Origin of the sequence: Cysteiniphilum sp. QT6929 (assembly GCF_030035755.1) — a bacterium.
GTDB lineage: Bacteria > Pseudomonadota > Gammaproteobacteria > Francisellales > Francisellaceae > Caedibacter > Caedibacter litoralis.
In genome coordinates, this window is the sequence record NZ_CP103983.1 from 2,086,389 (window position 1) to 2,103,157 (window position 16,769).

At 40.0% G+C, this 16,769-nt stretch carries 17 protein-coding genes and 1 pseudogene; 10 read left to right on the top strand and 8 right to left on the bottom strand.

Features of this window, described 5'->3' with window-relative positions:
* Positions 1 to 247: 247 nt before the first annotated feature.
* The 4 genes from purN to NYP54_RS09115 all read right to left on the bottom strand — a co-directional run bounded on the left by purN (position 248) and on the right by NYP54_RS09115 (position 3,460).
* Complete coding sequence (purN, locus tag NYP54_RS09100) at positions 248 to 865, bottom strand: phosphoribosylglycinamide formyltransferase (protein WP_283156238.1); 618 nt, start codon at positions 863 to 865, stop codon at positions 248 to 250.
* Positions 855 to 1,901: a phosphoribosylformylglycinamidine cyclo-ligase gene (gene purM / locus NYP54_RS09105; RefSeq protein ID WP_151192812.1), complete on the bottom strand. Its 1,047-nt coding sequence runs from the start codon at positions 1,899 to 1,901 to the stop codon at positions 855 to 857. Before purM ends, purN begins: the two co-directional genes overlap by 11 nt.
* Before the next feature lie 64 nt (positions 1,902 to 1,965).
* Complete coding sequence (locus tag NYP54_RS09110; RefSeq protein ID WP_283156239.1) at positions 1,966 to 2,478, bottom strand: DUF4442 domain-containing protein; 513 nt, start codon at positions 2,476 to 2,478, stop codon at positions 1,966 to 1,968.
* Between the two features lie 409 nt (positions 2,479 to 2,887).
* Positions 2,888 to 3,460, bottom strand: a complete 573-nt coding sequence (locus NYP54_RS09115; protein WP_283156240.1) for an outer membrane beta-barrel protein — start codon at positions 3,458 to 3,460, stop codon at positions 2,888 to 2,890.
* 405 nt (positions 3,461 to 3,865) lie between these two features.
* Here NYP54_RS09115 and NYP54_RS09120 point away from each other — a divergent pair, with 405 nt between their 5' ends.
* The 10 genes and pseudogenes from NYP54_RS09120 to NYP54_RS09160 all read left to right on the top strand — a co-directional run bounded on the left by NYP54_RS09120 (position 3,866) and on the right by NYP54_RS09160 (position 11,644).
* Entirely contained in the window at positions 3,866 to 4,426 is a 561-nt protein-coding gene (locus NYP54_RS09120) for a DUF2975 domain-containing protein (protein WP_283156241.1), read from the top strand.
* A 9-nt stretch (positions 4,427 to 4,435) separates the two neighbouring features.
* Entirely contained in the window at positions 4,436 to 4,648 is a 213-nt protein-coding gene (locus tag NYP54_RS09125) for a helix-turn-helix transcriptional regulator (protein WP_283156242.1), read from the top strand.
* Positions 4,649 to 5,108: 460 nt separating this feature from the next.
* Entirely contained in the window at positions 5,109 to 6,821 is a 1,713-nt protein-coding gene (gene ilvB, locus NYP54_RS09130; RefSeq protein ID WP_283156243.1) for a biosynthetic-type acetolactate synthase large subunit, read from the top strand.
* Between the two features lie 4 nt (positions 6,822 to 6,825).
* On the top strand, positions 6,826 to 7,122 hold the full coding sequence (locus tag NYP54_RS09135) for an acetolactate synthase small subunit (protein WP_117002983.1): 297 nt from the start codon (positions 6,826 to 6,828) through the stop codon (positions 7,120 to 7,122).
* A gap of 185 nt (positions 7,123 to 7,307) precedes the next feature.
* A pseudogene (thrC, locus tag NYP54_RS11830) lies at positions 7,308 to 8,198 on the top strand (threonine synthase); the annotation flags it as partial.
* Positions 8,199 to 8,396: 198 nt separating this feature from the next.
* On the top strand, positions 8,397 to 8,933 hold the full coding sequence (locus NYP54_RS11835; RefSeq protein WP_349293385.1) for an alpha-isopropylmalate synthase regulatory domain-containing protein: 537 nt from the start codon (positions 8,397 to 8,399) through the stop codon (positions 8,931 to 8,933).
* Positions 8,934 to 8,954: 21 nt separating this feature from the next.
* Positions 8,955 to 10,637 carry a dihydroxy-acid dehydratase gene (gene ilvD / locus NYP54_RS09145; protein ID WP_283156245.1) on the top strand — a complete coding sequence of 561 codons (1,683 nt, stop codon included), beginning with the start codon at positions 8,955 to 8,957 and terminating at the stop codon, positions 10,635 to 10,637.
* A gap of 92 nt (positions 10,638 to 10,729) precedes the next feature.
* Positions 10,730 to 10,924, top strand: coding sequence for a hypothetical protein (locus NYP54_RS09150; RefSeq protein ID WP_283156246.1), 195 nt, complete (start codon positions 10,730 to 10,732; stop codon positions 10,922 to 10,924).
* A gap of 11 nt (positions 10,925 to 10,935) precedes the next feature.
* Complete coding sequence (locus NYP54_RS09155; RefSeq protein WP_283156247.1) at positions 10,936 to 11,259, top strand: type II toxin-antitoxin system HigB family toxin; 324 nt, start codon at positions 10,936 to 10,938, stop codon at positions 11,257 to 11,259.
* Positions 11,243 to 11,644 (top strand): helix-turn-helix domain-containing protein, encoded by a 402-nt coding sequence (locus tag NYP54_RS09160; protein WP_283156248.1) that lies wholly within the window; start codon positions 11,243 to 11,245, stop codon positions 11,642 to 11,644. The genes NYP54_RS09155 and NYP54_RS09160 overlap by 17 nt, the downstream gene beginning before the upstream one ends.
* A 276-nt stretch (positions 11,645 to 11,920) precedes the next feature.
* Here the strand turns inward: NYP54_RS09160 and NYP54_RS09165 are convergent, their stop codons facing one another.
* The 4 genes from NYP54_RS09165 to tilS all read right to left on the bottom strand — a co-directional run bounded on the left by NYP54_RS09165 (position 11,921) and on the right by tilS (position 16,765).
* Positions 11,921 to 13,336 carry a leucyl aminopeptidase gene (locus NYP54_RS09165; protein WP_283156249.1) on the bottom strand — a complete coding sequence of 472 codons (1,416 nt, stop codon included), beginning with the start codon at positions 13,334 to 13,336 and terminating at the stop codon, positions 11,921 to 11,923.
* Between the two features lie 73 nt (positions 13,337 to 13,409).
* Positions 13,410 to 13,931, bottom strand: coding sequence for an outer membrane beta-barrel protein (locus tag NYP54_RS09170; RefSeq protein WP_283156250.1), 522 nt, complete (start codon positions 13,929 to 13,931; stop codon positions 13,410 to 13,412).
* An 18-nt stretch (positions 13,932 to 13,949) separates the two neighbouring features.
* Entirely contained in the window at positions 13,950 to 15,410 is a 1,461-nt protein-coding gene (gnd, locus tag NYP54_RS09175; RefSeq protein ID WP_283156251.1) for a decarboxylating NADP(+)-dependent phosphogluconate dehydrogenase, read from the bottom strand.
* A gap of 143 nt (positions 15,411 to 15,553) precedes the next feature.
* A complete protein-coding gene (tilS, locus tag NYP54_RS09180) occupies positions 15,554 to 16,765 on the bottom strand; it encodes a tRNA lysidine(34) synthetase TilS (protein WP_283156252.1) in 1,212 nt (403 codons plus the stop codon).
* Positions 16,766 to 16,769 lie beyond the last annotated feature (4 nt).

The window sequence follows — 16,769 nt, forward strand, 5'->3', positions numbered from 1 at the left end:
CAAGGATGTAAAACCCCAAGAGTGTTTCATATTTTGATCACGAATAAGATTCTTTGATATATAAGGAATTTTTATTCTTAGCGATAGATTTTTTACATTGATGTTTAATATTTGCAGTAAGTAATAATGCACAAATAAGTTGAGTTTCAATTTACCCTCACCCGCACAGCTTAAGCTGCACGACCTCTCCCGCAAGGGGAGAGGTATTAGTTGGCGCAACTTATTCTTGATTCATTACTAAGTTGATTTAGTTATCGTTATTTACAGGTGTTAAGCAAGCATTGCTACGCATCTTCGTTGCAAGCTTGTGAATAGTTGCTGAATAAAAGACATGTTCAAGTGATTTAATGGCTTGCTCTAAGGTTTCAGCCGTGTCAAATGGCAGGACATCAATGCGTTTTTGTGCGATGATTTTGCCACCATCAAGATGCTCGTCAACATAGTGAATGGTGGTGCCATGAATTTTATCTTTGGCATCGATCACACGCTGATGGGTGTTTAAGCCTTTGTACTTAGGCAGTAGCGATGGGTGGATATTAATAATTTGTTGCGGAAATCTCTGGATAAAGGCAGGTGATAGAATACGCATAAATCCAGCTAATACAATCAAATCAGGGCTAAAGGGTTTAAGCAGCTCAGAAAGTAGCTGATCATATGCCTCGCGCGTTTGTTTCTTTTGTCTAGGTAAATATAAGCAAGGAATATTGTGATTAAGTGCGCGTGTGATAGACTCAGATGCTTTATCGGAAATGATAGCACTGATCTCAATGCCATCTTCATTATGTAGCTGATCAATAATCGCTTGTAGATTTGAGCCGTATCCTGACGAGAGAATAACAAGTTTAAATATCGATTTATTTGCCATGGAAGTAGCTAACATATGCTTGTTGTTGCTGTGATTGGCTTAAGTGACCAATCTCCCAAACAGTTTCACCAAGTGCTTTAAGTGTGTCAAGAATCGCTTTTTTATCACTTTGTGACACTGCCATCACAATGCCTGCGCCACAGTTAAATGTTCTAAGCATCTCGCTTTGGCTAATATTACCACTTTGCTGTAACCACTGGAAGATTGCAGGAAATTGCCAACTATCTAAATTAATATTTGCACAAGTGAAATCTGGTAATACCCGTGGAATATTCTCAGTAAAACCACCACCGGTAATATGGCTGATCGCGTGGATATCATATTCTTCAAGCAGTTTTAAAATGGTTTTGACATAAATACGTGTCGGCGTTAATAACGTTTCACCTAACGTACTTTGCTGAAAAGGCATATTTAAATCAGCATTAACGTGCTTAATGACTTTACGCACCAATGAGTAACCATTGGAATGCACACCTGATGAGGCAATAGCGATTAATGCATCATCAGCTTTGACTTTGTCACTTGAAATGATTTTATCTTTTTCAACAATACCAACGCAAAATCCCGCAAGATCATATTCTTCGCCTTGATACATGCCAGGCATTTCAGCCGTCTCCCCGCCAACAAGAGCAGCACCTGATTGGCGACAACCCTCAGCAATGCCGGATATTACATCAGCCGCTTGATGAGCATTAAGCTTGCCAGTGGCATAGTAATCAAGGAAAAATAATGGCTCAGCGCCACCAACAATGAGATCGTTAACACACATCGCAACCAAATCAATGCCGATAGTTGTATGATTGTTTAATTCAAAAGCAAGTTTTAACTTAGTGCCCACGCCATCAGTGCCGGAGACGAGCACGGGATTTTTATAACGATCCAAAGGGATTTCAAACAAAGCACCAAAACCACCTAATCCGCCTAACACCTCTTTGCGCATGGTTGATTTAGCTAAGGGTTTGATTTTTTCGACAAGCAGATTGCCTTCATCGATGCTAACACCAGCATCCTGATAACTTAATGATTGATCACTCATGACTATGCGTAACTATTAACCGCTGCAGTGCGCAAAGTATAAAATACTTATTACCAAAACTCACCTAATTCTTCACTGGTTTTTCATTATCAGCGGCAATAAATTTTTTGTCTTTGATATAAATTATGCGCAAAACACGTGCGATGGTTTGTTTATTTTGATCATAGATCTCAATCTCTTTTTGAAAGTAGATTTTGCCATTAACAGTGGTTTGCTGTTTGATTTGATCGATGTCCTCATCACTTAAACGAAACTCACAATAAACCGTTGTTTTACCAGGAGCAATGTACTTTATCGAAGATTCTTTATCCCAGATAATGTAGTCGAGTCCCAAGATATGACTCAACATCAACGGATAAAAGGCATCGGTCATGGCAAATAGCGAGCCACCAAAGTGTGTGCCAAAATAATTGCGATTATGCCACTTAAGCGGCATCGCAACCTTGATATAACGATAATCTTTGGCAATATGCAAGGTCTTAATCCCCGCGCCGCGATAAGGGCGATAGCGATTCATAATAAATTTCACAACACCAACAGGTACTTGTCTTAAGAATTTACGCGCTTTATGCCGCATATAACAATCCATTTTTTATTAAGTGATGGCGTATTTTATACTTATCATCACAGTAAACATAGTGTGAATTGCCTTTTGAATATGGTGATAGGTTCCTATGCAAATATTATCAGGTATTTTTTGGATTCTCGGATCAAGTCCGAGAATAACCGCGAGTTGTCATATTCGGGCTTGATCCGAATATCCATTATTACCAATAAACTATTGTTTAGGTACTTAATAATCGTCGTCCCTGCACATTACGTTGGCTGATCGTTAGTCGAAGCCATAGCTGCACAAGTATACCCACTTCGACTGATGCTCAGTGCATCGCTTTGACTGACGCTCAGGGTACGATAAGCTTTTGGATTGCAAAAATAAGGCGAGTCAATATCGCTCGCCTAAGATAAAGAATAATCAGAGATAATTGTTACATAGGAAGGGTGTAAGTTAAACCAACAGATACTGTGCTTTCTCCTGCATTGTATCCGTATAAAGGTAACCAGTTATATTGATATTGAGCAAAGATGTTTATTTGGCTGATTTGGAATCCTAGTCCAGTTGCAGCAACTGGGCGCCATAAATTGGTTGCCATACCATCAGTGTCTCCAGTAAGTTTATTGTAGGCATACCCAGCTTTTCCAAAGACATTTAAGCCCATGGCACCTGGGATATAGAATTTTGCAGTAGCAAATAAGGGTACGCTCCACATATTAAGCTTACCAGCATCATTTTTAGCTATTTTATTAAAGTATTGACCACCTAGCTCAACACCTACACTAAACATAGGGCTTAAAGCAAAGTCATATCCAATAAGCAATCCCCCCGCAATATTTCCATTTTTACCACCTGGAAGATTATTAGCATTTTTGAGCCAGCCATTTTGTGAATATGCATAGCCAACATTACCACCAAGTACTAGACCGGTTTGCGCGCCAGCAGCAAATGCCGAACCACTGATAAGTGCCGCGGCAGCGACAGTTGTTGCGATAATTTTCTTCATAATTTGCTCTCCTGTTTTATTTCCATTTTGATTTCAAAAGTAACTTGAACACAATTACCGCCGTCAAAGCTAGTCAAAGCGTGCTAAAAATGCAAGTTTGATCATATAATTTTGGATAAAAATGCAGAAAAATATCAAAAAATCTCAACTTTTTTACTATATGAGGAGGGGTATTGGAATATTTCTAGTGTTTTTAATGCATTGTTTTGTGATGAGTGTGGGACTGAGGTAAGACGTTGCATTAGCGGTATTTTTTAAAGTTATGGCACTATTATTTAATACAAATATAGATGTTTATGCGGTAAATAATTATTGATAAACAATAAAAATTGTTGCGCAAGTGCATTTTATCTTGTTATAGTAATCGCACCTATCTGTGGTAAAAGTAATCATTCAGGAGAAAATATGTCTAAGTTTCAACAATCAAGTTATCGTTATTATTGGTTTTTCCAAATATGTTTCTATTTGATACCAATTGTTACCTTTTTATTTTGGTTAAGCTTTAGCAAGGGCTCAGCAAGTAGCGGGCAGTCAAGCTTATTTATGCAGCTTGGTATTGGTAATGATTTAATGCAGTATATTCACGGTGATACGGTGCCACTTAGAACGAAGTTGTTGGCATTTTTAATATCGATGATTCCATGCGGGATTATAATGTATGGATTAAGTCAATTGATTATCGTATTTAAAAACTATTCACAAGGAAGCGTATTTGCTCATCAAAATACACTGGCTTACAAAAAAATGGGTTATACCCTGTTTGCATGGGTGATTGGTGGGCTTATTTATGATGCGCTTATTTCAGTGGTGCTAAGCTTTGCTAATCCGCCTGGGCAGCGCATGTTAACATTGAGTTTATCTGGTATTGATCTTGCGAGTTTAATCACCGGAGCGGTTATTATTTTAATTGCCAAGGTGATGCAGCAAGCGCAACAGCTTGAAGAAGAAAGTCATTTGACGATTTAGGAGACAAGTATGGCAATTATTGTAAATTTGGATGTAATGATGGCAATGCGAAAGATGCGCTCAAAAGAGTTAGCAGAAAAAATTGGTATTACAGAGCAGAATCTATCGATTCTAAAAACGGGCAAAGCCAAGGCAATACGTTTTTCAACCTTAGCGCTAATTTGTGAAGCATTGGACTGCCAACCGGGTGATCTTTTGGTGTATGAAGAAAAAGGAAATTAATGCAACTGCAGCAAATGTTCAAATGATGCGAGAGCTCTTAGGCGTGGCGCGCTTATGTTTAATTAATAAACAAAGAATCGTGTTTACACTTAAAAAAATAAATTTCAAAAAAATATAAATAAAAGATTGTGTTTCGCAAAATCTATTGCTAGTTTAATGCTTATGTTGTTTAAAACAGATGCAGAGCATTTGTTAGTAAACACTTGAAACACACACAAATTTTGGAGATTAATTTATGCTACGTTCACCAGTAATCAGCCTGATCCTGATTATTATTCTGGTCGTCATTGGACGATCGGAAGGTGCGCGGCTGTAGCTAAGAAAAGCCAAGATTAGGAAACCCGCATCTTCCAACCAAAGGAGGATGCGGGTTTTTTTTTGCTTTTTGTTTATTATGCGTTTTGTAGTGTTAGAGAAAGAATATGTGAATAAATTGAAATAGAGACAGTAGGGAGTAAGTATGCAAATAACTGGCGCACAAGCAATTGTTAAAGCACTAATAGAAGAAGGGGCTCGTACTGTTTTTGGCTATCCAGGGGGCGCGATTATGCCAACCTATGATGCCTTGTATGATGCCAAAGATACGCTTCACCATGTGTTGGTGCGTCATGAGCAGGCCGCTATTCATGGTGCGGTTGGTTTTGCGCGCGCAACCAGTGGTGTTGGTGTTGCTATTGCCACCTCAGGACCTGGTGCGACAAACCTTATCACCGGTATAGCTGACGCCCTTATTGACTCTATTCCAGTAGTTTGCATCACAGGACAAGTATTTAGCAGTTTATTGGGATCGGATGCTTTTCAAGAAGCAGATATTATCGGCATGACCATTACTGCGACTAAATGGAATTATCAAATCACCGATCCAAATGAAATTCCTGCTATTTTCAAAAAAGCGTTTGAAATTGCTCAAAATGGTCGCCCAGGTCCTGTACTCATCGATATCACCAAAGACGCACAAGTAGGAATGATGGAATATATCAGTGCGCATAAAACAGCAAAGAAAAGCACCACTAAACCGAAATGGCTTAGAAAGCCAATGATCAATATGGATAGTGTACACAAGGCGTCACAGCTGATTAATTTGGCAAAAAAACCGATTATGATTGCAGGTCATGGCGTGATGATCTCTGGCGCTGAAGAAGCCTTTATCAAGGTGGCAGAAAAAGCAGATATGCCGGTAGTTAGTACCTTATTGGGTCTATCCTCTTTCCCCGTGGAGCATCCATTATATAAAGGTATGTTAGGCATGCATGGCAATTATGCGGCTAATATCTTATGCAATGATGCCGATGTTGTTGTCGCGGTGGGCATGCGCTTTGATGATCGGGTTACGGGGGATCTTAAAAGTTACCTGCCACATGCTAAGGTAATTCATATTGAAATTGATATGGCAGAGATTGATAAAAATGTTAAAGCCGATGTTGCGATTCATGCCGATGCCAAAGAAGCATTAACCGCACTTTTGCCTTTCGTTTGTCAGAATAAGCATGATGATTGGCATAAGACGTTTATTGAGCATCATGCCAAAGAATATGATGCTGTGATTAAGAATGAAACAAAACCCGCTGCGGGTGAGCTTAAAATGGCGGAAGTCGTTGCTCTTTTATCTGAAAAGACAAAAGGGGAAGCGATTATCGTTAGTGATGTTGGGCAACACCAGATGATTGCCGCACGCTATTATCAGTTTAAAAATAGTAACAGTCATATTACCTCAGGTGGTTTGGGGACAATGGGTTTTGCGTTGCCTGCAGCCATCGGTGCTAAGCTGGGTGTTAAAGATCAAAAACAAGTCATTGCCATTGCAGGAGACGGTGGTTTTCAGATGAATATCCAAGAGCTTGCTGTACTTAATCAAGAGGGGATTAATCTTAAGATGATCGTTCTTAATAATGGTTATCTTGGTATGGTAAGACAGTGGCAAGAGCTCTTTTTTGAAGAGCGTTATGCATATACTAATATATCATCGCCTGATTTTGTCAAAGTCGCTGAAGCCTATGGCATTTTTGGCAAGCGCGTCGTTGATCGCGCGGATTTAGAGGCAAGTATTCAAGAGATGTTAGATTCGCCACAATCATTCTTTTTAGAAGTGGTGGTGGAGCAGCAAGAAAATGTTTTCCCGATGGTGCCAGCAGGTGCTTCAATCAGTGATACACAACTATCCGTAGGAGGGTAAGATCATGCAACAGAAAATTTACTTTATCTCAATGACAACAGAAAATGCTTTATCCGTTTTACAGCGTATTTCATCGATCTTTTCACGCCATAGAATCAATATCGAGCAGATGAATGTTTTTGAAACTGCCAATAAAGGGGTTTCGCATTTTAGTTTGGTGCTACATTCTAACGATGAAAAAATCCAAAAAGTCGTAAGACAACTTGCCAAAGTGATTGAAGTGATCGATATTCAGATTTCAAATAGCATGCCAATTACTACCGAAGAAGCTACAAATAAAGAATCACTGAAAGTCGCCTAAAGGAAAAGTTCATGTATCAACTGCTAGATTTTAATACCAAAGATGTGGTGACAACGGATGATTTCGTTTTTGCTGGTGAGACCTCACCGTGGGAAGTGCAAATGGATATTGAGCACATTCGCCGGAAGATTAATTTAGATTATTTTGTTTCTGCCGCCCCTTGTCTTTCCAAATATTTACCCTTAATGCCGATTCAAGAACCCGCTAATTTTGTGTCATTACGTGAAAGTGCAACACCTCTTGTCAAAAGCAAAGTATTGGGCAAGGAGTTGGGGATTGATTTATACTTCAAAGTTGAGGGTAAAAACCCAACAGGGTCGTTTAAAGATCGTGGCTCTGCGGTTGATATTAGCATTGCCAAAGAGTTAGGTGCCAAAGGGGTAATCTTAGCCTCAACGGGTAATATGGCGGCGTCATGCTCATGTTATGCAGCAGCGGCTAAAATGCCATGCTTTATCGTCGTGCCTGAAGGGGTGTCGATGTCGAAGCTTGCGCAAGTGATCTCATTTGGTGGCAAAATTATTCAGGTCAAAGGTAGTTATAACGATGCAGCGAATCTTGCCTATAAAATTGCTAAATCACGCAAATTTTTCCTAGCGGGAGACTATGCTTTTCGGGTTGAAGGGCAGAAAACCGGTGCCTTTGAAGTGATTGATCAGCTATTGTTTCAAGTGCCGGATGAAGTGATTATTCCTGTGGGTTGTGGTACGAATATTACGGCTTATGCCAAGGGCTTTGCTGAGTATAAAGACTTGGGACTTATTCATAAAATACCACGCTTAGTTGGTGTGCAATCAACCGGTGCTTGCTCTTTGGTAAATGCGTTTGATAAAAAAGCGAAACACCTTGAACCATTAGAGCGTGCTGATACGATTGCCACAGCGATTGCGGTACCTTTCCCAATTGATGGTGACAAAGCGATTGATGCGATTTATCAAACCGGCGGTGAAGCGTCAGCGGTGAGTGATACTGATATGCTAAAAGCACAATATTATCTATCCACACAAGAGGGATTATTTGTCGAAAGTGCGTCAGCGGCAACGGTTGCACATTTGTTTAAGAAGAAAGAGCAAGGCTTGATTAAACCGGGGCAACGCGTTGTTTGTGTGTTATCAGGTGAAGGCTTAAAAGATCCGTCAGTGGTACTAAAATCAGCGATTCAACCACCGATTATTTATCCAAATGAAAAAGATTTTGACAAACTGTATGACAGTAATTTCTTTGATAATAAAACGATGGTATTTGTTGAAAAAGATCAAGTGCTGTTTAGGGACATGCCAAATCCTACTCAAACCAAAGAGGCGTTAGAGGATTTATTTGGTGCTAATTATAATGATGATTTGATTGCCAAGGTGCAAAGTTGCATTGAGCGCTTTTTAGCAAAAGGGCGTGCAATCCATATTTCAGATTTACAAGACATCGTGCAAGATGCGATGGAGATGGTCGATATTACACGTAGTGATATTTTAAAAGTTGTGTCATTTAAGGTAACCACAGGGCAAGATAAAATTGCTGAGGCTGAAGTCACGGTTGAGCTTAATGGTCAGCTTTACTATGCCTCAAATAAAGGTGTTGGTCCCGTTGATGCCATTATCCAAGCCTTATGCAAGGCGTGCCCTAGTGAGATTCAATATCAATTGACTGATTATAAGGTACAGATTCGTGGACAAGGCGCTGATGCGGTAGTATATGTTGAAATGAAGTTAATCAAAGGTAGCCAAAACTCGGTTGGCAAAGCAGTTTCACCTGATATCATTCAGGCATCTGTTGAAGCATTTATTGATGCGTACAATATTGCGCATCCAGCATAAAAACAAAGGAATATAATCATAATGACCAATCAAAAACTAAATCGTTATAGCCAAGTGCTAACTCAAGATAAAACTCAAGGAGCCTCTCAAGCGATGCTTTATGGTACGGGAATGCATGAAGCAGATATGAAAAAAGCGCAAGTAGGTATTGCTAGCGTTTGGTACGAGGGTAATACCTGTAACATGCATTTAAATCAACTAGCGCAATATGTAAAACACAGTGTCACCAAAGCTGATCTTGTCGGTATGCGCTTTAATACCATTGGTGTCAGTGACGGCATTTCAATGGGTACCGATGGTATGAGTTACTCGTTGCAGTCGCGTGATTTAATCGCTGACTCTATTGAAACCGTGATGTCTGCGCACTGGTATGACGGTTTAGTCGCTATTCCAGGTTGCGATAAGAATATGCCTGGATGCATGATGGCATTAGGGCGTTTAAATCGACCTGGCTTTGTGATCTATGGTGGTACGATTCAAGCCGGTGTTGTGCGTGGCAAACCTGTCGATATCGTCACGGCTTTCCAAAGCTATGGTGCGTGTCTAGCAGGCAGTATTAGTGAAGAAGAACGCGTTGAAACGATTAAAAAAGCATGTCCTGGCGCTGGCGCTTGTGGTGGTATGTATACCGCAAATACCATGGCATGTGCGATTGAAGCAATGGGGATGAGTTTACCATTTAGTTCATCAACGCCAGCAACTGATGTGAAGAAGATTCAAGAATGTGATAAAGCCGGTAGTGTTATTGAAAATTTATTGGCATTGGATATTAAACCGCGCGATATCATGACCAAACACGCCTTTGAAAATGCGATGGTGGTGATTACCGCAATGGGAGGTTCAACCAATGCAGTGCTTCATTTAATTGCTATTGCACACTCGGTAGGTGTTAAATTAACCTTGGCAGATTTCCAACGTATCAGCGATAAAGTCCCATTATTAGCGGACTTTAAACCAAGTGGGAAGTATGTTATGGCAGATTTACATGCGATTGGTGGCACACCTGCTGTCATGAAAATGCTATTAAAAGAAGGTTTATTGCATGGCGATTGCATGACCGTAACGGGTAAAACAGTAGCCGAGAATCTAGCGGAAGTTAAAGAGCTACCAAAAGATAATGACATTATTCGTCCATTGACTAATCCTTTAAAAGCAACAGGGCATTTGCAAATGCTCTTTGGTAATATCGCGACTGAAGGTTCAGTTGCTAAAATCACTGGCAAAGAAGGTGAGATCTTTACAGGCGTTGCCAATGTATTTGATGCGGAAGAAGAATTAGTAACAGCTGTTGAAGAGGGGCGTGTTAAAAAGGGTGATGTTATTGTTATTCGTTATGAAGGACCAAAAGGAGGTCCTGGTATGCCTGAGATGTTAAAGCCAACTTCATTAATTATGGGTGCAGGGCTTGGGCAAGATGTAGCACTTATTACCGATGGTCGTTTCTCAGGTGGTTCACATGGCTTTATCGTTGGGCATATTGCGCCTGAGGCGCAAGTAGGTGGCAATCTTGCTTTGATTCAAAATGGTGACAAGATCACGATTGATGCCGTGAATAATCGCATTGATGTTGACCTAACGGATGATGAGCTTAACGCGCGTCGCGCCAATTGGCGAGCCCCTGAGCTTAAAGCCAAACAAGGTGCTTTGAAGAAGTATATTAAAACAGTTGCTTCTGCCTCTGAAGGTTGTGTCACTGATTTGTGATATTTGGGAATGACAAAAAGTCATAAAATCATCTGGTGTTTTTGATGACAATTTGTCATAATTAGGCAGGGTTTACAACAAGGGGTAAAAAAATGCTAAAAAAAGGCAAGATAAATCCGGTAGCAAAGAGCCTTGCTAAGCTTAATTATAATGCAGGGGTTCATGAAAAAACGCATAAAGCAAAACGAATTAAAGAAAAGCAAAAACTATTGAAATCATTATCACGTAGCTTTGATAGCTATCTAATGAGTTTGTTTTCTGAAGCAAACTCATTAGATAGCTATTAAGTAAGTTAGCGATGATTGTTATCAACAAAGAGCTTATTATAAAATTTTGTAAGAAGCATGCACGTGCTAAGAAAAGTTTTGATCCGCTTCTTAAAATCTTAGAAAGTAATGAATTCAGTGGATTTAGACACCTGACTGAAACATTTAAAACAGCAGATTATGTTTACCATGTTTTTACCATTTTTGACGTAGCAGGACATAATTATCGCATGGTAACGATTGTTGATTATGATTTTGCGGTGATTGATGTGCGCCATATATGGACGCATGAAGAGTATAACAAAAAGCAAAGCATACTCAAAAAAGAGGCAAAGAAGCATGCTAACGATAAATGATATTAGTAAATCTTGGGTTTTATTAATGCCATATTTAGAGGCATACAAAACAAAGAAACAATATGAGGCATCAAAGCAATTATTGCGCGAACTTATGAGCTTACCAACTGGTGAGAGAACAGTCGAGATCCAATCTTTTGCCAAAACATTAGCTAAGCAAGTCGCTTATTATGAACAGAAGCATTTAGCTGCAGATAATAGTGCTGAGCCTAAAGATATCCTAGCCTACTTGATAAAAGCAAATGGCTTAACTCAGAAAGATTTGCCTGAGATTGGTTCACAGTCACTGGTGTCTAAGATTCTAAATGGTGAAAGAGAATTAACACTCGAGCATATCAAAGCGTTATCCAAGCGTTTTAATGTTTCCATTAATACATGGTTTTAAGACCTTTTTAGTAGAGTTTGCCATTTTTATAGGGGGAGATAAGTATCTAAATAATAGTTTTTGGTAATAATGGATATTCGGGTCGAGCCCGAATATGACGATTTGTGGTCATTCTCGGACTTGATCCAAGAATCCAAAAAATACCTGATAATATTTGCATATGCGCTTAAATGGCGCTCCCGTACCCTGAGCTTAGTCGAAGGGTATTTATCTAAGAAAGGCTTCGATTACGCTCAGCCAACGGTTAAACAATGAAAGTGAGCGCTGATATGGATATTATTTTGTTTGGTTGATTATGTATTGAGTCAACATCGGTACAGGGCGCCCAGTGGCAGTGGCTTTTTCAAAGCCTTTCATTGCAGATCCCGCAACATCTAGATGTGCCCAAGTGTATTTTTCAGTGAATTTTGATAGGAATAATGCAGCGGTAATACTCCCCGCCGCAGGACCACCGATATTGTAAACATCAGCAATCTCACTTTTTAACTGTTCATGATAAGCCTGGTGTAAAGGCATATGCCATGCGTGATCATGACTTTCTTCAGCGGCAAGCTTGATATCATTAACTAAGGCGTCGTTATTGCCAAATAGCCCTGTAATGTCGCCACCAAGAGAGATGACCATGGCACCCGTTAAGGTCGCAATATCAATCACAACCTTAGGATCATAACGCTCTATATAAGTTAGCGTATCACACAATGCCAAACGACCCTCGGCATCGGTATTACCGATCTCAACCGTAATGCCTTTCATGCTGGTCAAGACATCACCTGGGCGATAAGAATCACCATCAATAGAGTTTTCAACCAAGGCAACAGCACCAATGATATTAATTGGTAGCTTAAGCTCAACGATTGCCTTCATTGTGCCAAAGACAGCTGCAGCGCCACCCATATCCATCTTCATGCTACCCATGCTTTGCCATGGTTTTAAGCATAGACCACCTGTGTCATAGACTAAACCTTTACCAACTAACACGATTGGTTTGTCATCTTTGTTACCAGCACGGTATTCCATGCAAGCAATATAGCTTGGCATGCTAGAACCACGTCCTACAGCCGTGATGCAACCCATGCCAAGTTTATGCATTTCATCTTCGCCAATATAATGTAATGTGCCATGCTCGCTACTATCCATTAGCTTTTTAGCTTCATTTAATAAATAGTCAGTTGTGCAGATATTTGCGGGGAAGTTTTTTAGATCCTTGGCATAGTTTTGCCCGTGCGCCACGGCTTGTGCGATGTGAATTTCACTGGCTACTTCGCTAGCTGATTGGGTAACGATATCAACTTGTGTTAGTTTGAAGGTTTCTTTCTCAGACTTTAATTGATCAAAGACATAAGCAGCATTGATGAGTGCTTCAACAAATGTGCGGATATGATTATCACCAATCAATTTAGTGTCTACAGCAAAACGATCAATGTTTAATGATTTTAAATGCTTATATAGAGCGCCAACAGCTTTTCTTAGCGCGTTGGTATTTAATTTGTCCTTTTCACCTAAGCCAACGGCAAGATAGTTTTTGCCATGATCTACGCTAAAATAGGTATTTGCGACTTTGGCTTTAAAAAGTCCTTGCGTCAGTGCAGTTTGAATGGTGGTGATTGTGCTGTTGTCGTTATCAAAAACAAATACGATTTCATTCTGTAATGGGCTTTGTGTCAGTGCATTAATTTGCATAATATCCCTCATGATTTTAGATTACAAATTCAGAGGTTGCAGTGTCGCATAGATACAAAGCGATTTGCAAGTTGCTATCAGCAGATTAGAACTCGTAACTAACACCAAAGGTATACGCATCAGCAAAAGGTTGCTCACCGCGGTTATATAAAAAGTAGCGACTACTTTGGAAAAAGATATTAAAGCCTAAGATCTGATAGCCCATGCCAATGGCAACAGCTGGACGCCATAGTGTATTAGGAAATAAATTTTCATCAACGCCTGAGATGCGGTTATAAGCATAACCTGCTTTGGCGGTAAGGTTTAAACCCAGTGGTAGGCTAAGATTCGCCGTCGCATAAAACGGAATCGTCATTAAATCACCGGTTTGATTATTAAGCTTAACCGTGCTGTTGAGGTAGTTTAATTCAGTTTCAACGCCAAGTTTTAATAGCGGGAAAACAGAAAACTGATAACCCACAAGAAAACCTGTGGTGATATTGTTATCGGCATTTAACTCACTTGATGAGTGACTAACACCACCTTGGGCACCGACATAAAGTCCAGCATAAGCTGAGCTTGCAGCAATCATGCTAGCTAGTGTGAGAGATGATAATATTTTTTTCATAAGCTTAAATCCTTGTTATTAGATACTGTAACCCGTGGAGGATACATTACTATTTGAACCAATCCAATCGGTGTGGAAAAATTCACCGCGCGCTTTATCCAAACGCTCATAGGTGTGAGCGCCAAAGTAGTCGCGTTGTGCTTGAAGTAGATTTGCCGGTAAGCGTCCAGTGGTAAAACCATCAAAGAAGCTTAAGCTTGAAGTTAATGCGGGCATAGCAACACCAGCTTCAATGCCCTTGGCAACAATGCGTCGAACACTTGGTAGTGCTTTACTGATAATCTCTTTAAAATAATCATCAAACAGCAAATTTTGCAGTTGGGCATTATTATCAAATGCCGTCTTGATCTTATCTAAAAATACGCTGCGGATAATGCAACCCTCGCGCCACATCAGCGCGATATCACCATAATTCAAATCCCAGTGATAATGCTTTGAGGCTTCTTGCATGAGCATATAGCCTTGTGCATAAGAGATGATTTTGGCAAATAAAAGCGACTGTTGTAAGTCATGCAATAACGCATCGGAAACGCTAAGTTTTTCATATGATTTTTTGCCATAGATGGCTTCAGCTTCAACACGAATATCTTTTTGTGCAGAGATGCAGCGCGCGAAAACGCTCTCAGCAATCAATGTTAGCGGAATGCCTAAATCAAGTGCGTTAATTCCTGTCCATTTGCCTGTGCCTTTTTGACCGGCAGTATCTAATATGTGATCAATAACATAGCCTTCAGCATCTTTGAACTTTAGAATATTGGCAGTGATTTCAATTAAATAACTATCTAATTCAGTTTTATTCCATCGCTCAAAGATTTCACTTAATTGCTCATTGTCTAAACCTAGCAGATCTTTCATAAATTGATACGCTTCACAAATAAGCTGCATATCACCATATTCGATACCATTGTGAACCATTTTGACAAAGTGCCCAGCACCACCGTTGCCAACCCACTCGCAGCATGCTTCACCTGCGGGTGTTTTAGCAGCAATCGCTTGGAAAATAGGTTTGACTGCACCCCATGCCTCGGGCATACCGCCAGGCATCATAGACGGTCCGAAGCGCGCGCCTTCCTCGCCACCTGAAACGCCAGTGCCAATAAAGTATATGCCTTTCGCTTTAAGCGCATGTGTGCGACGCTCACTATCAGTGAAATTGGAATTACCTCCATCAATAATGATGTCACCTTTATTTAGATGTGGTACTAAAGCATCGATAAACTGATCAACAACATCACCAGCTTTGACCATTAGCATGATTTTGCGTGGACTTTTTAACTTGGAAACCATATCTTCAATCGAGTAGGCGCCAATGATGTTGGTGCCTTTGGCATTGCCATTCAAAAACTCATCAACTTTGCTCGTGGTACGGTTGTAAGCAACAACATGGAAGCCATGGTCATTCATATTTAAAATTAGATTTTGCCCCATTACCGCAAGACCAATAACGGCAATATCTCCCTTTTGTTGCATCGCTTGCATCAAAACGCTCCTAAACTCATTTTGCATTTTGTGAGCATTTTAAAACTTTAGTCAGGCAAGATAAAGGCTTTTATTGGAGGTGAAAAAAGGTAACAGGATTTAAGTAAAAGAAGTTTTTTGAATTGACGTATGTGCTAACCTTTTTAGTGACATACAAAAAAAGGATATACCGCGATAATGTGATCAGGTTCTGTCGTTAAGGTAATAATTTGTGCGTGAGAACGATCTTGGGCAGAAATACCTTGCTCTTGGAAAATCACTTTTAAGCTTTGGCTTTTATGGCGATAAAGAGGGCGGCAACGATCTCCTGCTTGACGCGGACGAATAATTAAATCATCTAATGAAAATATTGTTTGTTGCTGTTCATTAAGCCATTGCACTATATCCACGTCAGTAGTGGTTACTAATGTTGGTGATGTATTGGTTTTAATAAGTAAGTAACCGTTAACAATAGATAAATGACTTTCAGCTAATGTATAGTGCCAATTGCTTTGCATATTCTGTGCACCAGTATGAATTTGTAATAACTGCGCGTGCGATGGGTAAAGGTTGTGTTCTGTTAGCCACATCTTTAATAGCTGCTTTTGCTGTAGTGATGAATAGGTTGTAAATTGTATTAGATCAAGATGATTATCCGTCGTGATCTTTGCTAAATGTGGGGCTAATAGCTCATGTATTAAACGATCAGCTTCAGAGCATAATTCAGCGCTGCGCGCTAGTGTGACATCAGCTTGCGGCAGAATTTCACGTAATTTTGGCATGATATTGTGACGAAGGGCGTTGCGCCTGAAGTCAGTGGATTGATTGCTTTCATCTTCAATCCAGGTCAGCTGATGGTGTTGACAATATGCAATAAGTTCGCTTTTGTTAAGATCTAAAAAAGGGCGAAGAAGCAAACCATTAGCAAAAGGTTTTTCTTTGGCGATGGCAGCAAGCCCTTTTACACCATTGCCACGAAGTGCTTGCAATAAAAAAGTTTCTGCTTGATCTTCGATATGATGGGCGGTAAGTAATAAACTATGAGGAGTTTGTTGCATCACAGACTCAAAAAATGCATAGCGTTTTGTGCGTGCCCAGTGCTCAATATTATTGCGTTTGGTGGGTGGTGCGAGTCGATGTGCAGTAAATTGGATGTTTAATTGAGCTGCTTCTATTTGACAAACATCAAGCCAGTGATCAGCGTTTTTGCTTAAGCCATGATGAATATGAATGGCATGGATATTAATATTACGCTTTAGCTGTGTCACCAAATGCAACAAGGCAGTTGAGTCGACGCCACCACTATAAGCAACATAAAGATGTTGAATATGTTGCTGTGTTATAACGTTATCAATGAGGGCAAGTGCTTGATGCATAGAT

What these genes read in the sequence shown, in the direction of transcription:
- NYP54_RS09150 (WP_283156246.1), top strand. Translation starts at nt 10,730, where the DNA reads ATGCTAAAAAAAGGCAAGATAAATCCGGTAGCAAAGAGCCTTGCTAAG.
- NYP54_RS11835 (WP_349293385.1), top strand. Translation starts at nt 8,397, where the DNA reads ATGCCAAATCCTACTCAAACCAAAGAGGCGTTAGAGGATTTATTTGGT.
- NYP54_RS09125 (WP_283156242.1), top strand. Translation starts at nt 4,436, where the DNA reads ATGGCAATTATTGTAAATTTGGATGTAATGATGGCAATGCGAAAGATG.
- purN (WP_283156238.1), bottom strand. Translation starts at nt 865, where the DNA reads ATGGCAAATAAATCGATATTTAAACTTGTTATTCTCTCGTCAGGATAC.
- ilvD (WP_283156245.1), top strand. Translation starts at nt 8,955, where the DNA reads ATGACCAATCAAAAACTAAATCGTTATAGCCAAGTGCTAACTCAAGAT.
- tilS (WP_283156252.1), bottom strand. Translation starts at nt 16,765, where the DNA reads ATGCATCAAGCACTTGCCCTCATTGATAACGTTATAACACAGCAACAT.
- gnd (WP_283156251.1), bottom strand. Translation starts at nt 15,410, where the DNA reads ATGCAAGCGATGCAACAAAAGGGAGATATTGCCGTTATTGGTCTTGCG.
- NYP54_RS09115 (WP_283156240.1), bottom strand. Translation starts at nt 3,460, where the DNA reads ATGAAGAAAATTATCGCAACAACTGTCGCTGCCGCGGCACTTATCAGT.
- ilvB (WP_283156243.1), top strand. Translation starts at nt 5,109, where the DNA reads ATGCAAATAACTGGCGCACAAGCAATTGTTAAAGCACTAATAGAAGAA.
- NYP54_RS09160 (WP_283156248.1), top strand. Translation starts at nt 11,243, where the DNA reads ATGCTAACGATAAATGATATTAGTAAATCTTGGGTTTTATTAATGCCA.
- purM (WP_151192812.1), bottom strand. Translation starts at nt 1,901, where the DNA reads ATGAGTGATCAATCATTAAGTTATCAGGATGCTGGTGTTAGCATCGAT.
- NYP54_RS09165 (WP_283156249.1), bottom strand. Translation starts at nt 13,336, where the DNA reads ATGAGGGATATTATGCAAATTAATGCACTGACACAAAGCCCATTACAG.
- NYP54_RS09120 (WP_283156241.1), top strand. Translation starts at nt 3,866, where the DNA reads ATGTCTAAGTTTCAACAATCAAGTTATCGTTATTATTGGTTTTTCCAA.
- NYP54_RS09110 (WP_283156239.1), bottom strand. Translation starts at nt 2,478, where the DNA reads ATGCGGCATAAAGCGCGTAAATTCTTAAGACAAGTACCTGTTGGTGTT.
- NYP54_RS09170 (WP_283156250.1), bottom strand. Translation starts at nt 13,931, where the DNA reads ATGAAAAAAATATTATCATCTCTCACACTAGCTAGCATGATTGCTGCA.
- NYP54_RS09155 (WP_283156247.1), top strand. Translation starts at nt 10,936, where the DNA reads ATGATTGTTATCAACAAAGAGCTTATTATAAAATTTTGTAAGAAGCAT.
- NYP54_RS09135 (WP_117002983.1), top strand. Translation starts at nt 6,826, where the DNA reads ATGCAACAGAAAATTTACTTTATCTCAATGACAACAGAAAATGCTTTA.